The 13,552-nt window shown below is 57.3% G+C and carries 14 protein-coding genes; 2 read left to right on the top strand and 12 right to left on the bottom strand.

The genetic code is table 11. From position 1 onward, the window contains the following. Window positions 1-3 precede the first annotated feature (3 nt). Window positions 4-318: a quaternary ammonium compound efflux SMR transporter SugE gene (sugE, locus tag ACP26L_RS04810; RefSeq protein WP_426451433.1), complete on the top strand. Its 315-nt coding sequence runs from the start codon at window positions 4-6 to the stop codon at window positions 316-318. A 147-nt stretch (window positions 319-465) separates the two neighbouring features. On the opposite strand, the gene ACP26L_RS04805 is transcribed toward sugE, so the two are convergent. Together ACP26L_RS04805 and yyaC are read right to left on the bottom strand one after the other, a co-directional pair. Continuing rightward, complete coding sequence (locus ACP26L_RS04805; protein WP_426451432.1) at window positions 466-2,289, bottom strand: ABC transporter ATP-binding protein; 1,824 nt, start codon at window positions 2,287-2,289, stop codon at window positions 466-468. Further along, on the bottom strand, window positions 2,289-2,846 hold the full coding sequence (gene yyaC, locus ACP26L_RS04800) for a spore protease YyaC (RefSeq protein WP_426451431.1): 558 nt from the start codon (window positions 2,844-2,846) through the stop codon (window positions 2,289-2,291). The genes ACP26L_RS04805 and yyaC overlap by 1 nt, the downstream gene beginning before the upstream one ends. A gap of 176 nt (window positions 2,847-3,022) precedes the next feature. On the opposite strand from yyaC, the gene ACP26L_RS04795 reads away from it, so the two are divergent. Next, window positions 3,023-4,267 carry a glycosyltransferase gene (locus ACP26L_RS04795; protein WP_426451430.1) on the top strand — a complete coding sequence of 415 codons (1,245 nt, stop codon included), beginning with the start codon at window positions 3,023-3,025 and terminating at the stop codon, window positions 4,265-4,267. A gap of 517 nt (window positions 4,268-4,784) precedes the next feature. Here ACP26L_RS04795 and ACP26L_RS04790 read toward each other — a convergent pair. The 10 genes from ACP26L_RS04790 to ACP26L_RS04745 form a co-directional block, all read right to left on the bottom strand. Beyond that, window positions 4,785-5,282, bottom strand: a complete 498-nt coding sequence (locus ACP26L_RS04790; protein ID WP_426451429.1) for a copper amine oxidase N-terminal domain-containing protein — start codon at window positions 5,280-5,282, stop codon at window positions 4,785-4,787. A 365-nt stretch (window positions 5,283-5,647) separates the two neighbouring features. Further along, complete coding sequence (locus ACP26L_RS04785; protein ID WP_426451428.1) at window positions 5,648-5,995, bottom strand: hypothetical protein; 348 nt, start codon at window positions 5,993-5,995, stop codon at window positions 5,648-5,650. A gap of 73 nt (window positions 5,996-6,068) precedes the next feature. After that, the gene (locus ACP26L_RS04780) at window positions 6,069-6,578 is read right to left on the bottom strand and encodes a dihydrofolate reductase (protein ID WP_426451427.1); all 510 of its coding nucleotides are present in this window, start codon (window positions 6,576-6,578) and stop codon (window positions 6,069-6,071) included. A 67-nt stretch (window positions 6,579-6,645) separates the two neighbouring features. Next, window positions 6,646-7,440, bottom strand: coding sequence for a thymidylate synthase (gene thyA / locus ACP26L_RS04775; protein WP_426451426.1), 795 nt, complete (start codon window positions 7,438-7,440; stop codon window positions 6,646-6,648). Between the two features lie 154 nt (window positions 7,441-7,594). After that, window positions 7,595-8,239 carry a YveK family protein gene (locus ACP26L_RS04770; protein ID WP_426451425.1) on the bottom strand — a complete coding sequence of 215 codons (645 nt, stop codon included), beginning with the start codon at window positions 8,237-8,239 and terminating at the stop codon, window positions 7,595-7,597. 21 nt (window positions 8,240-8,260) lie between these two features. After that, complete coding sequence (locus tag ACP26L_RS04765; protein ID WP_426451424.1) at window positions 8,261-9,583, bottom strand: UDP-glucose dehydrogenase family protein; 1,323 nt, start codon at window positions 9,581-9,583, stop codon at window positions 8,261-8,263. A 24-nt stretch (window positions 9,584-9,607) separates the two neighbouring features. After that, complete coding sequence (gene pssE / locus ACP26L_RS04760) at window positions 9,608-10,093, bottom strand: PssE/Cps14G family polysaccharide biosynthesis glycosyltransferase (RefSeq protein WP_426451423.1); 486 nt, start codon at window positions 10,091-10,093, stop codon at window positions 9,608-9,610. After that, window positions 10,090-10,548 carry a PssD/Cps14F family polysaccharide biosynthesis glycosyltransferase gene (pssD, locus tag ACP26L_RS04755; protein ID WP_426451422.1) on the bottom strand — a complete coding sequence of 153 codons (459 nt, stop codon included), beginning with the start codon at window positions 10,546-10,548 and terminating at the stop codon, window positions 10,090-10,092. Before pssD ends, pssE begins: the two co-directional genes overlap by 4 nt. A 22-nt stretch (window positions 10,549-10,570) precedes the next feature. Then, window positions 10,571-12,445, bottom strand: a complete 1,875-nt coding sequence (asnB, locus tag ACP26L_RS04750; protein WP_426451421.1) for an asparagine synthase (glutamine-hydrolyzing) — start codon at window positions 12,443-12,445, stop codon at window positions 10,571-10,573. A 30-nt stretch (window positions 12,446-12,475) separates the two neighbouring features. Next, complete coding sequence (locus ACP26L_RS04745; protein WP_426451420.1) at window positions 12,476-13,540, bottom strand: glycosyltransferase family 4 protein; 1,065 nt, start codon at window positions 13,538-13,540, stop codon at window positions 12,476-12,478. Window positions 13,541-13,552 lie beyond the last annotated feature (12 nt).

The following is a 13,552-nucleotide window of genomic DNA, read 5'->3' as shown; positions in this document are numbered from 1 at the left end:
TCTATGGCATGGATCTATCTTGTACTCGCGGGATTGATGGAGATCGTATGGGCGTTCGGCCTCAAATATTCGAACGGCTGGACCCGCCTGTGGCCCAGCGTGATTACGGTGGCCGGGATGATCATCTCCTTCTACCTTCTCTCCCTGGCCCTCAAATCGCTGCCGCTCGGGACGGCTTACGCGATCTGGACGGGGATCGGAGCCGTCGGTACCGTCATCGTCGGTATGCTGTTCCTCGGCGAACCGCGGGACCTGCTGCGGGTCGGCTTCGTCCTGGCGATTCTCGTCGGCATCATAGGCCTGAAGGCTACAGCCTGACAGAAAGCTGTTCTCTCATCATCCTATAGACAAACGGAATCGGTCCTTACGGACTCCGGGCTTAACCCGGATTCCCGCATGGACCGATTCCGTTTTGTTCATTCATAGGCTGAATGGGGGACGCGCCTCTGGCTCCCGCAGCCCTCCTCAGGACGTCAGGGTGCTTCCCCCCTGGGTAAACTGGGTGTGAAACAGCTTGGCATACAAGCCCTGCCGCTCCAGCAGCTCCTCGTGCCGTCCGCTCTCTGCGACCCTGCCCCCTTCGAGCACGATAATCCGGTCGGCCGACAGGATCGTCGACAAGCGGTGAGCGATGACGAGCGTCGTGCGGCCCTGCATCAGCTTATCCAGCGCTGCCTGCACGAAGGCTTCGGACGCGGAATCGAGATGGCTCGTCGCCTCATCGAGAATGAGAATGCGCGGATTCTTCAGGATGGCCCGCGCGATAGCCAGCCGCTGCCGTTCTCCGCCCGACAGCCGGTGACCCCGTTCGCCGACCTCCGTGTCATAGCCGGCCGGCAGCGAAAGGATCACCTCATGGATGAACGCCTGGCGGCAGGCTTCCTCCAGCTCCTCCGGCGAAGCGTCCGGACGGGCAAACAGCAGATTGTCCCGCACGCTGGCGTGGAACAGGAACGATTCCTGCGTGACGAAAGCCACCTGCGAACGAAGGCTGTCCAAAGTCACGCTTCGGATGTCCTGGCCGTCGACGGTGACCTCCCCGTCCGTAGGGTCATACAGCCTGGCCAGCATGCCGATCAGCGTTGACTTGCCGGCTCCGCTCGGACCGACGATCGCCACCACCTCGCCCGGCGCGGCCTCGAAGGAAACCTCGTGCAGCGCATACTGTCCCGGCTGGTAGGCATAGGAGACGCCTCGATAGGCGATATGCCCCCGGACCGGCGGCAGCGCCTTGGCCTGCTCCACTTCCCGTACTTCCGGCACGAGATCTTCGTATTCGAACAAGCGCTGGAATACCCCGAGCGCCGTACCGACCTCCACCCGCAGATTGAGCAGGGTGCCGACGGGGCCATACAGACGCCCCAGGTAGGCGGCGAACGCTACGATGCTCCCGATGGTCATCGTGCCGTCGATGACCTTCCAGCCGCCGTAGAGGTAGATCAGCGCCGTGCCGAGCGGCCCCAGCACCCCGATCACCATCCCGTACCATCGGCCTACGAGATTGAGCCGCAGCTCCAGATCCATCACCTTCCCGTTGAGCACGGTGAACTGCTCCTGCTGCCGCCGCTCCCCTTGGAAGATGCGGGTCAGCATGGCGCCCGAGACGCCGAAGATCTCGCCGAGCCGGGCGGACATCTCGCCCCTCACCCGCTGGGCCTCGCCCCGCAGCTTCTTGCGTACGGCCGACACCCGGCGCACCGGCAGCAGGAACAGCGGCAGCACGGCCACCGACAGGATGGCGAGCTGCCAATCCAGCGCGAAAAGAATCACCACGGTCGTCAGTACGATGACCGACTGGGTGACGGCCGACACGACGAGCGTCGTGACCACGTTCTGCACCGCCTGCACATCGCCGGTCAGCCGTTGGATGATCTCTCCGGACTTCGCGTCGGTGAAGAAGCTCATGGCCTGCCTCTGCAGGTTGCCGAACAGCGACTGCCGCAAATCGCGCATGACCCCTTGTCCGACTTTTGTATTCTCATGATTCTGCCACACGCCGAGCAGCCCGCTCACCAGCGGCAGCAGCACCATGAGCACCGTGAGCCAGACCAGCAGGCGGCGGTCGCCGTCCGGCAGCGCATGGTCGATGATCTCCTTCATGACCAGCGGAGGGATCAGCCCCAGCACGGCCCCGGCAAGGGCCAATCCGAGAATGGCCGCCAGCTGCCACCGGTAATTCCGGAACAGCCGGTAGATGCGTGCCGTCGACACGTCTTCGAGCTTGGCCCTTCCCCGGCTCTGCACCCGATGCATAGGACCTCCTTCGCCGAAGCCGCCGCCCTGCCGCATCATACTTCCTCCTGCGGCCTGATGGGAAGCGGAACCGGCGTGAAGGTGCCGAGAATGCCTGCCGTAATTTCCCTGGCCATATTCATTACTCTATGTAAGGATGTGCTCTGCAGAATCGCATACTTCTGTCCTGCATCGACATTCACGATCGCCGCTATGGAATAATCGCCGACGTGCGGCAGCTGCTTGCCTACCGACTTTCCCGGCTCGATCGGACGGTTCGATACCTGATACCAGCCGAGCGAGGCCGGCTGCCCGAGACACGCATCGATGGCAATCACCCTGCGGTCCGCCGGGATCTCGGCGAGCCTCTCCCTCATGTTGCTTGCATCGAAGGGGCGCGCCAGCGTGCCGATCACCCCAGAGAAGCCCGCTTCCTCCAGCATCGTGCCGACCAGCGGTCCGAGAGCGTCACCCGTCGAACGGTCCGTGCCGATGCACAGGAACAGCAGGTTCTCCGCCGTCACGCCTTCGCTGCGGATCATCCGCAGAAACTCCGGCAGCTCGGCGGCTCGTATTTTTTTGCGGAACAGGGGTTTCGCCTGCTCTCCCGTCATTCTTGTTCTCCCCCCTACACTCATGTTTCGTCCTCAGCCCGGATTCTCCCATTGTAGCATACTGCAGCGCAGGTGGCTCTTTCAAGATTTGGAACCGGCTGGGCGGGCATGCTATAATTCGTAAAACTAACGCATGCTTGCACACCGCCCCGACGCGGGCGAAAGGAGGATGCCGGGTGCGCTTTCTCTTGCTGTGGGCGCTCGCCTCACTGGGGTATTGGCTGGTCCTGCTCTGGGATACCCTGCGGGCCAAAAAATGGATGTTTACCCTCCCCCTCCCGGAGGGTAATACACGGATAAACCCGCAATCAAACATACAAGCTCCGCCGGATTCCTCCCCGCGGCGCCCTTCCTCCTCGGAAGCGCCGCTGGTTTCGGTCATCATCGCGGCCAAGGAAGAGGAATCCTCGATTACCGAGACCGTGCGGCATCTGCTCAGCCAGAACTATCCGCGCCTCGAGATCATTGCGGTGAACGACCGCTCCCGGGATGCGACCGGCCGCAAGCTTGACGAGCTGCGGCGGTGGTCCGAGAGCAAGGCGGACATCACGGTGCCGCTGCGCGTCATCCATATCACGACGCTGCCGCAGGGCTGGCTTGGCAAGAACCACGCACTCTATCAAGGATACCTGCAGGCCAGGGGCAAGCTGCTGCTCTTCACGGATGCGGACGTAAGGTTCCATCCTGACACGGTGGCGGATGCCGTCCGCTACCTGCAGGAGGAGCAGGCCGACCACCTTACCCTCGCACCGGACATGATGGTCAAGGGCATCTGGCTGAAGGGGTTTGTCGATTATTTCTTTTTTACCCTCTGCCTGTATCTGCGCCCCTGGCGGGCCAACGACGACTTCCAGTTCAAGACCGGCATGGGGATCGGCGCCTTCAATCTCATGACCCGCTACGGGTATGAGAAGATCGGCACCCACCGTGCCATCGCGATGCGGCCGGACGACGACCTGCAGCTCGGCCGCCATGTCAAGCAGGCCCGGCTTCGCCAGCGTCTGGCCTCCGGCCACCGCCGTATCGGCGTAGAGTGGTACAAAAGCCTGGGCGGCGCGGTCGAGGGGCTGGAGAAGAACATCTTCTCGGGCTTCGGCTACCGGACAGGCCTCGCCATCCTGGCGGTGCTCGGACAGCTGGGCCTGTTCCTGTACCCTGTACTCGGCATGCTGCTGCTGCCCGGCGGCACGGCCTGGATCTGTGCGCTGGCTGTGGCGACGATGGCCGCCGTCTACCTGCTGCTCATCCGATCCCTGACTGGCAAAACGGGCTGGACCGTCCTTCTGCTTCCGGTGATGACAAGCCTCCTGTGCTATGTCGTCGTCCGCTCGGTCTGGCTGACCCTGAAGCAGGGAGGCATCTACTGGAGAGGCACGTTCTATTCGCTCAAGGAGCTCCGGCGGATGAAGGAAGAAGACTAGACTTCATCAAACCTTAACACTGCACCGCCCCCTCCTGAGCTACAATAGATTTCAGATTCTCACGAACAAAGGAGAGATCGATGATGAATTTCAGTTTGAGACAATGGAAGTATGCCATGCTGAGCATGCTGATCACGTTCGCTCTGATTGTAATTTATCAATACGCCGGGTCGATGTAAGAGAGGATTATGTGCCTGTTTAATAGGGCGGATCATGCTTTCGTACCGAAGGTACGAAAGCATGATCCGTCTTTTTGTTGTATTCGGGGGAGACTGCCGGCAAAAGGAAGGCGGGATTCCGTACGGATTCGCCGTGTTCGCGGCGGCCGGATCCATGCTCTCCGGTACCCGGCGTCCATACCAAAGAACCCGGGAGCGGCCCCCGGGCACCTTTTGATATTTTCCCCACTTGCCGTGCCGTATCGCTGCACTCAGCCTAACGGCCGCTCCGGGTACAAACGGCTGCTGCCGAATCGTCCCGCAGCTCCTGCGGGTGCTAAGCTGACCAGACAGACGCCTCATGCCCCCGTCTCTTCCGGCGCCTGCTCCGCTTCCTTCCCCTCCGGCGCTGTCCCCTCCTGGGCCGGAGCGGAGCGGATCCCTACGGCCATTTGTTCGCCGTCCCACTGCACCTCCAGATGCATGGCTTCCGCCAGGAAGCGCAGCGGCACGTACGCCAAATCATGCTCGATCCGCGGCGCCTGCTCCAGCAGAACACGCCCGCCGGCGGAGTTGGCGATCCGGTTGCCGATGTACATCGTGACCGTCTCAGCCCCTTTGACCGCCGTTACCGACTGCTCCCCGTTCTCGACACGGTAGCTCACCTCGAAGCCAAGCTTCTCGGAGATCGCCCGGAAGGGAACAAGAGTTGTCCCCTGCTCGAGAATCGGTGAATACTCGAAGACTACCTGCTCACCGTCCACGAAGACGTGCACGGCAGGTTCTTCCTCCTGTGCGTGGACCGGTGCCGCGAACAGCAGCAGCCATGCCAATATGCCTATCATTTTTCTCTTCATTCCAGCACCTTCCTTCCGTATGGATCAACCCGTCATTCAATCCGGGCTCTTCTCTGTGTGGCGTTATTCTATAACTCTATCACCGGGCCTTCCCTTCCGGCAACCCCTTTCATGACCATGCGTGAATAGCCCCACAAAAGGCAGGCCGCTGATCAAAACTCCCCCCTGCAGCGGATTCAGCCTATAAAGAACTTCAGTTCCGGGATCCGGCACCTTCCCGAATGTTCATCCTCCAGCTGCGACAAGGTCCAGCCACCCGGTGCGAAGCATGCTTTCCAGACGCCAGGGCAGCAAAAAGAAGCCCAGGCTTCTGCCCTCTGGCGAGGCATGCAGAATTCCTGAGCTCTTTGGGGTGCCGGTACAAGCTATCTGACCTGCTTCGGCAGCTCCGTATTCGAGGATGTGATATCCAGACTTTGCTCCGACTGGGTCAAATCGTTCTGTACCTGTACGAACTCCTGGCCATGATGCTCATGGTCACGGGAATTCAGCTGGGATTGGGCATTCCCAAGCGCGTGCTGCGCGGTTTCGAGCTGGGCCAGCGCCGTCCGCAGCTTCTGCGGATTCGATTCCAGCTGGGCATGACGGACCGCCATCTCGGCATCCTTAGCTACCTGTATCGCCTTCTCTACATTGTCAATCACATGCCGGTTCGGCATCTGGTGCTGATTCACTTCGGTCATGTTCGGCGTCTCCTCTCGGATCTTCGTCAAGCCTTAACATGTGCCAAAGGCCCAGCCTTCATTCCCGGAAGCGAACACCAGATTTGCATCAAGCCCCTCAGTGTCAGTTCACTGCCCGTTCATAGACGACAAAATCATAATCGTAAGGATTCCGTTCATCTTGGGGACCTTTCGTGCGGGATACTTCCCGCCACTGCGAGGGATCGACCTCCGAAAAAAAGACATCCGTCTCAAACGTATGGTGAATTTCCGTAATATACATGCGGTCGGCATACGGCATCAGCAGAGAAAATAACTCCGCCCCGCCGATCACAAACAGCTCCTCGCCGGCTTTGTCCCCGCCAGCACGGTAAGGCTTCACCGCCTCCTCCGCTGAGGTGATCGTCTCGCAGCCCGGTGCCGCAAAGGACTCGTCCCGGGTAAGAATGACATTGCGGCGCCGCGGCAGCGGTTTGCCCCCGAGGGAGTCAAACGTTTTGCGGCCCATCAGCACCGTATGCTCCAGCGTAGTCTGCTTAAAGTAGGCAAAATCGGCCGGCAGATACCAGGGCATCCTATTCTGGTACCCTATTCCCCGGGCCTCGTCCATTGCGAACATAAATGAAACCGTCAAGCGGCTCGCCTCCTTTCATGAATAGACGCTTCCGACCCTAATGAGCTGCGCCCTTCGGCCCGAACGTCTACACCGCGATCGGCGCCTTGATGGCTGGATGGCTCTGGTAACCGGTGATCTCGAAATCCTCAAAGCGGTAATCCAGAATGGAATCCGGCTTGCGCTTGATAACGAGCTGCGGTGACGGATACGGCTCGCGGGTCAGCTGCAGCTTTACCTGTTCCAAGTGGTTGGAGTAGATGTGCACGTCGCCTCCGGTCCAAATCAGCTCGCCAACCTCCAGACCGCACTGCTGGGCTACCATGTGCGTCAGGAAAGCGTAGCTCGCGATATTGAACGGCAGCCCCAGAAACGTGTCTACCGAACGCATCTGGAACATGCAGGAGAGCTTCCCGCCTGCTGTGTAGAACTGGAAGGCATAATGGCACGGCGGCAGCGCCATCCGATCCACTTCGGCGGGGTTCCAGGCACTCACCAGATGGCGGCGCGAATCCGGATTCTTCTTGAGCGCCTCAACCACAGCCGTAATCTGATCGATGCTGCGGCCGTCCGGTGCAGGCCAGGAACGCCACTGGGAGCCGTAGACCGGTCCGAGATCGCCGTTCTCGTCCGCCCACTCATCCCAGATCGTGACGCCATTCTCCTTCAGATAGTTGATATTCGTATCCCCGCTCAGAAACCACAAGAGCTCATGCAGGATCGACTTGATGTGCATTTTCTTGGTAGTCAGCAGCGGGAAGCCCTCCGCCAGATTGAAGCGGAGCTGCCGGCCGAACACGGACACGGTCCCCGTACCGGTGCGGTCCTCTTTGCTGACGCCATGTTCCAATATATCTTCGAGCAGTTCCAAATAAGCTTTCATGGGTCACCTCTGATAACCAATTTCTTCCGCCAGCGAAAGAAGTTTTTGTTGTCCATTATAACAGAGCCGCAGCAAAGCCTCCATACGAAAAGCCTGCCGCCACCAAATCAGGTGGGGACAGGCTCTTGTCGTTCATAAAAGAAAGTTCTCGCGATCAGCTGAATTCCAGCGGCTTTTTGCCCCTTCTGGCCGTTCCGCTTCTCTGCGACTGAACCTGCAGGAAGATGGCCAGCAGTCCCACAAGACCACCGACCACGGCGGCAACCGCCATATTGATCAATGGCTTCGGCTGGGCCGGCGCATCGGCTGCTTCCGCCGCATCGATAAGCTGTACGCTCTCATCTACGGTAATCTGCCGCGAATACTCGATGAACGCCACCGCTACCTGATTGGCAATGACGGCGGCACGCTCAGCGCTGGCGTCCTTTGCCGTAGCGACAAGAATATGGGTGTCGTTTTTATTCGAAATCTCAAGCTTTTGGCCGAGCTCCTCCACCGTCATCTGTGCAGCCCAGGTGTGGCTGCGTTCCAGCTGATCTTTCACCTGCTTCAGGACCGACTTGGATTTAATCAGTTCCTTGTAATCTTTAACAAGACTCGAGCCTGCGAGCAGCTCTTGATAGAGATTGTTCGAAGGGGTTTTGTTCGACTTCAGCACGTACATCGATGCAGAGGCCTCATACTCTTTCTCCATATGAAAATAACTGACGTATGCGGCGGCACCCACGCAGATCAATACGGCGATCAGCAGGATCCATATTCTTCTGAGGACGATACTTATTAATTCGGACAGTTCCATTGGCTCCTCCATTTATACGGCTTAAACGCCGACACCGTAATACTCGAATCCTTGGTTAGCCATTTCGGCCTTATCGTATATATTGCGAAGATCAAAGAAGTTGGGGCGGACCAGCAGCTCCTGGACCCGCTTCAGATCCAGATTCCGGAATTGATGCCATTCCGTTACGATGACGACTCCGTCGCAGCCCTCCATGGCCGAGTATTCATCCGTGCAGAACTCAATGCCTCGGACCCCTTCGAGTCTCCATCTGCCCTCTTCCATTCCTGCCGGATCATACACCCGGAAGGAGACGCCTCGCTTCTCGAGCTCACTGATGATGGTAAGCGAAGGAGCGTCTCTCATATCGTCGGTCTTCGGTTTGAAGGTCAGCCCGAGGATCGCCAGCTTCTTGCCGGCAAGCCCGTCATCGTAGGCGGCTTCGATCTTCTGCACCATGTTCCGCTTCTGTCTCTCGTTCACCTCGATAGTTGCCTCCACCAGCCGTACCGGGGAATCATACGCCCGCCCGATGTGGGCCAGCGCCAGTGTGTCCTTCGGGAAGCAGCTTCCCCCGTAACCCGGCCCAGCGTGCAGGAACTTGGAACCGATTCTTCCATCCTTCCCAATCGCCTGAGCGAGCTGCTGCACATTCGCGCCGACCTTCTCGCACAGGTTGGCGATTTCGTTGATGAACGAAATCTTGACGGCCAGGAAGGCGTTGTTCGCATATTTGATCATCTCTGCCGTTTCGATATTGGTGAAGATGAACGGCGTCTCGTTCAGGTACAGCACGCGGTACACCTGCTTCATGATATCCTTCGCCCGCTGCGACTCCGTGCCCACCACCACTTTGTCCGGATGCGTGAAGTCATGCAGCGCATTGCCCTCACGCAGAAACTCCGGGTTCGAGACCACGTCGAATTCGAAGGACTTGCCGGTTTCGTCCAGCACCTTCTGAACCACTTCTTTAACCTTCTGGCCTGTGCCGACCGGTACGGTACTCTTGTTCACGATCACCTTGTAGCCGTTCATGCTGCGGGCAATCTGCTCGGCCACGGTGAGCACATACTTTAGGTCGGCGCTTCCGTCTTCCCGAGCCGGCGTCCCGACGGCAATGAAAATAACCTCGGCCTGCTCTACGGCGGACTGAATATCCGTCGTAAAATCAAGGCGGCGGTACTGGATATTGCGCGTTACCATTTCTTCCAGACCCGGTTCATAGATGGGAATATGGCCTTCTTTGAGATTCTTGATTTTCGTCTCGTCAATATCCACGCAGATCGTCTCGAGACCAAAGTCGGACAAGCATGTACCGGTAACAAGACCTACGTAGCCGGTTCCTACAACAGCAATTTTCTGCATTTCGCACCCCTGGTTTAGTTAGTCTTACGCACCCGTCCGGCCGAGGAAATTATCGATCAGGCTGACGATCTTCTGGTTGCCGCTGACGTAGTCTATCGGTTCGAAGGTCTCGATCGCCTGGAGCGCCTGCTCCAGCTCGCTTACATCCTCCAGACCGATAATGAAGTTCTTATCTGAGAACAGGTTGATAATCTCAGTCTGGTGATCATCCACATGCTCCGCGTACTTCTTCAGACGGGGAACCGCGATGATCCGTTTCTTCTTTCGGAGCCCGCCGACGATCGTGCCCGTTCCCCCATGCGTGATGAGGATGCGGCACTGGTCCAGCAGTTCTTCGAACTCGTCGAACGTCGTAAATTTCGTATATTTGAAATGCCGCGGCACATAGCTTGAATAGCCGGTCTGGGCAATAACTTCTTCCTGAATCACTTTTTCCTCGATCAATTCATCGATCTTCTCAAGCAGACGGTTGAACGGAAAATCCTGAGTACCAAGCGAGACCAGTATCAATAGATGCTCCCCCCATATACAGCCTTCGGATAATGCTCCAGCATCTTCTCCCACTGCACGATGAACAAGTCGGCAAACTTGTACATGAGCTTCCCTGTCATCGTCGGCGTGTCCATCTTCGCGAAGCTCTCGATGAAGATCAGTTTGATCCCGAGCATCTTGCCGATGACGCAGAATGGAATCGAGCTCAGCGCGCCGGTGCAAATAATCACGTCCGGCCTTTCCTTCAGCAGACACTGCACCGACAGGAGCAGGTTCACCAGAAACAGATAAAGGAAATTCCACTTTTTGCGGTTGATGAGCCGGAGAAAGTAAATTCTCTCCTTCTCCGCAAACTCGCGTGTCATCAGCGTGTCTTCCGTGATGAAGAAGTGGTCGAACCGCTTGTACATTTTTTCAAGCTGTCTCATTTGAGTAAAGTGTCCGCCTACCGAGCAGGCCAGAGCAATTTTCATGTTTGTCACCCCAGGCATCAATCTAGTCTATACAGGCCCTAAACCATATTTCCAAATTCAGCAGCGTCCACAGCTCTTTCTCATAATTGACGAGGCCCCGGCTGTGGGCGGAGAACATCTCCTCCACTTTCCCTGCCTCGAAAATCCCCCTGCTGCGGAAGGTGTCCGATAGGAGATGCTCGCCTACGTAGTCCTTAAGCTCATTTCTGAACCAATCCCCCACCGGTACGTAGAAGCCAATCTTCTTGCGGTAAATGAGTTCCTTCGGCAGATACCTCTCCGCGAGCTTCTTGACGATGTACTTGCGTTCCATTCCCCGAATCCTGTAGTGCTCCGGCAAACGAAAAGCGAACTCTCCCACTCGGTAATCGAGGAACGGAAGCCGCCCCTCCACCGAGGCGGCCATCATCATCCGGTCGCCTCTCTCGAGCAGGTTGTCCGAGAGCCAGTACTTCACATCCTGATACTGCATCCGGTTTAAGTTGGTTGTTCCCTTGAGCACGGAAGGCTGCCACTCTTCCCTGCTTCCGAGGTAATGTTCCTGGAACTCCCGGGTGAACACCGTGCGTGCCGCCTCTTCCCCGATGGATGAGAACCAGCGCCCGTACCGCTGCCGGTCATCGTCAATGCATAAGGTATGGTAAGCGAGCTTGGCTTTACGCGCAGAGTAGGGAAGCGAGTTAATCGCCGCGGCTGCGAGCGGATTCTTGAGCAGACCACGGAACCACGGAGCCTTGGCGAAACCGTCATACGCATACTTGGGATAGCCGGCGAAGAGTTCATCGCTCCCTTCCCCGGTCAGGATGACGCTAACATCTTTCTTGGCCATCCGGGATAACATGTACATCGGCACGTCCGCCGACTCCGAGAGCGGCGCATCCCGGTACGTTACCGCCTGGTACAGGTGCTGCATGAAGTCCCGTGCGCTCACCTTAAGCTCCGTATGGTCGGTCCCAAACTGCTCGGCCACCTGGCGGGCAAAGCCCAGCTCGCTGTACTTCTCGTTCTCGAACCCGACGGAGTAAGTCTTGATCGGCTTCGCGTTGTGCATCGCCATCATGGCTACAATCAGGCTCGAATCCAGGCCGCCGCTCAGGAAGGCTCCCACCGGAACGTCGCTGATCATCCGAAGCCGGATCGAATCCAGCAGGAGCGCATCGAGCTCCTCCACCGCCTCATCGAATGACAGGGGGAGCTCCTCGAAATTATCGATATCCCAGTATTCTTTAAGCTCCGCCCTGCCTTCCTTATAGATCAGGTAGTGGCCCGGCTTCAGCTTCTCAATACCCTCGAAGATCGTATCGGGATGATCCACGTAGCGCTTCCGGGCATATTGATAGAGCGCCTCGAACCGCACTTCTTTCTTCACGCCCGGGAATTTCCACAGGGCCTTGAGCTCGGAAGCGAACGCCAGTCCGTCCCCCCCCTGCAGCGAATAATACAGAGGCCTTACCCCAAACCGGTCTCTGGCGATGAACAGCTGTTTCTTCCGGTGATCGTAAATGGCGAAGGCGAACATGCCGTTGAGATGGCGGAGACAGCCTTCACCATACTTTTCATACAAGTTCAGGATGGCTTCCGTATCGGTTCCCGTCCGAAAGGTCCAGCCTTCCGCTTCCAGCTCGCTTCTTATGGTGTGGTAATTATAGATCTCTCCGTTAAAAACAATCGATGTATTCCCACTGACCGAATCCATGGGCTGTTTACCATTGTCACTGAGATCAATAATGCTCAGCCTCTTATGTCCGAGGCCGATTACCTCTTGCTGGTCACCTGGATAGAAGCGGATTCCATCATTGTCTGGCCCCCGGTGATGAATTTCCTCGATCATCGCCTGCAGAATCTCAGGACGGGCCTGATTCGCGTCAGCGGTACAAAAGCCGGCAATTCCACACACTGATAAGACTCCTTTCGGGCGGGCAGCCGCCTACCCGGATGCCACCGATTTATAAATTTGATGAAGCTCTTCTACAACGAGCCCCAAATCATGGGGCGCTACAAGCGAACGGCTCTTTTGACCAAACCGGTGGCGCAGTTCTGCGTCCTCCGTCAACCGGGTTACCGCGCGGCCCAGAGCCTCAATATCCCCCGGCGTAATGACAAATCCGTTTTCGTTATTAAGAACAACTTCCGGGATACCTCCCACATTCGTACTGATAATCGGCAGTTCATAAGCCATCGCTTCCAGAATCGATACCGGCAGTCCCTCCTGATAAGAAGGAAGAATATAGACATCGGCATTCTTCAGCATGGCCGCTTTCGTCTCCCCGTCGATCCAGCCGTGGACGATGCAGGTATCCGTTAACTGCTTTTCTTCAATAAGCTTCTTCAGCTTCTCGATCTCATGATTGCCGCATACGTGTAGAAGCGTTCGCTGCCTTGTGGACTGATCCAGCCGGGACAGTGCCTCCACCAGATCGTAAATCCCTTTTCTTGGCCCGATCTCTCCCATGAACAGCAGATGCACCGGCCTGTCCTCACCTTCACCGGCTGCGCTCCATGCCGCGGGAACCTGAATGGGGTTCGGCAGAATCCAGATCTTCTTGTTGCTGCTGTACGATTGCACCAGCCCTTTCATCTGATCGGACAGGACGATGATACCGTTCGAGCGACTCAGCGTCCGGCGAATCAGCCATGCATTAAATTCGCTTCGGTCATGGAACTCCTGAAAACTTGACCCGTGAATATGAAAGATGACTTTTCGTCCGAATAGCCTCAGCAGAAAGGTATATAAGGCTTTGCGGTAAAAGCTGCCGTCCGCTGCAGAATGAAGATGGAAGATCTTATAGAACGGAAGCTTGACCAACAGCAGAAGCATCGCCCAAAGCGAATATACGATTCGGAGAAGCGGATGGACGGAATCGATATAGGAAGCGTGCCGGTCCATCGTAAACCCTGGATGAGCCGCGGTGATCCCTTCGATTAACGAATTAACAACAGAGGTGATCCCACCTTTCACTGTCTTGGCATTGGCTACTGTCATGATTTTCATCTGTCGTTCACT

The sequence above is a fragment of the Paenibacillus sp. S-38 genome (assembly GCF_049942825.1).
GTDB lineage: Bacteria > Bacillota > Bacilli > Paenibacillales > NBRC-103111 > Paenibacillus_G.
The sequence above is the reverse complement of the archived record's forward strand: the minus strand, read 5'-3'. Positions and strand labels throughout refer to the sequence as shown.

Excerpts from the sequence above, each read along its gene's own strand:
- sugE (WP_426451433.1), top strand. The coding sequence starts at position 4 with ATGGCATGGATCTATCTTGTACTCGCGGGATTGATGGAGATCGTATGG.
- pssD (WP_426451422.1), bottom strand. The coding sequence starts at position 10,548 with ATGAAAATTGCTCTGGCCTGCTCGGTAGGCGGACACTTTACTCAAATG.
- ACP26L_RS04745 (WP_426451420.1), bottom strand. The coding sequence starts at position 13,540 with ATGAAAATCATGACAGTAGCCAATGCCAAGACAGTGAAAGGTGGGATC.
- ACP26L_RS04790 (WP_426451429.1), bottom strand. The coding sequence starts at position 5,282 with ATGAAGAGAAAAATGATAGGCATATTGGCATGGCTGCTGCTGTTCGCG.
- ACP26L_RS04770 (WP_426451425.1), bottom strand. The coding sequence starts at position 8,239 with ATGGAACTGTCCGAATTAATAAGTATCGTCCTCAGAAGAATATGGATC.
- yyaC (WP_426451431.1), bottom strand. The coding sequence starts at position 2,846 with ATGACGGGAGAGCAGGCGAAACCCCTGTTCCGCAAAAAAATACGAGCC.
- ACP26L_RS04805 (WP_426451432.1), bottom strand. The coding sequence starts at position 2,289 with ATGCGGCAGGGCGGCGGCTTCGGCGAAGGAGGTCCTATGCATCGGGTG.
- thyA (WP_426451426.1), bottom strand. The coding sequence starts at position 7,440 with ATGAAAGCTTATTTGGAACTGCTCGAAGATATATTGGAACATGGCGTC.
- ACP26L_RS04765 (WP_426451424.1), bottom strand. The coding sequence starts at position 9,583 with ATGCAGAAAATTGCTGTTGTAGGAACCGGCTACGTAGGTCTTGTTACC.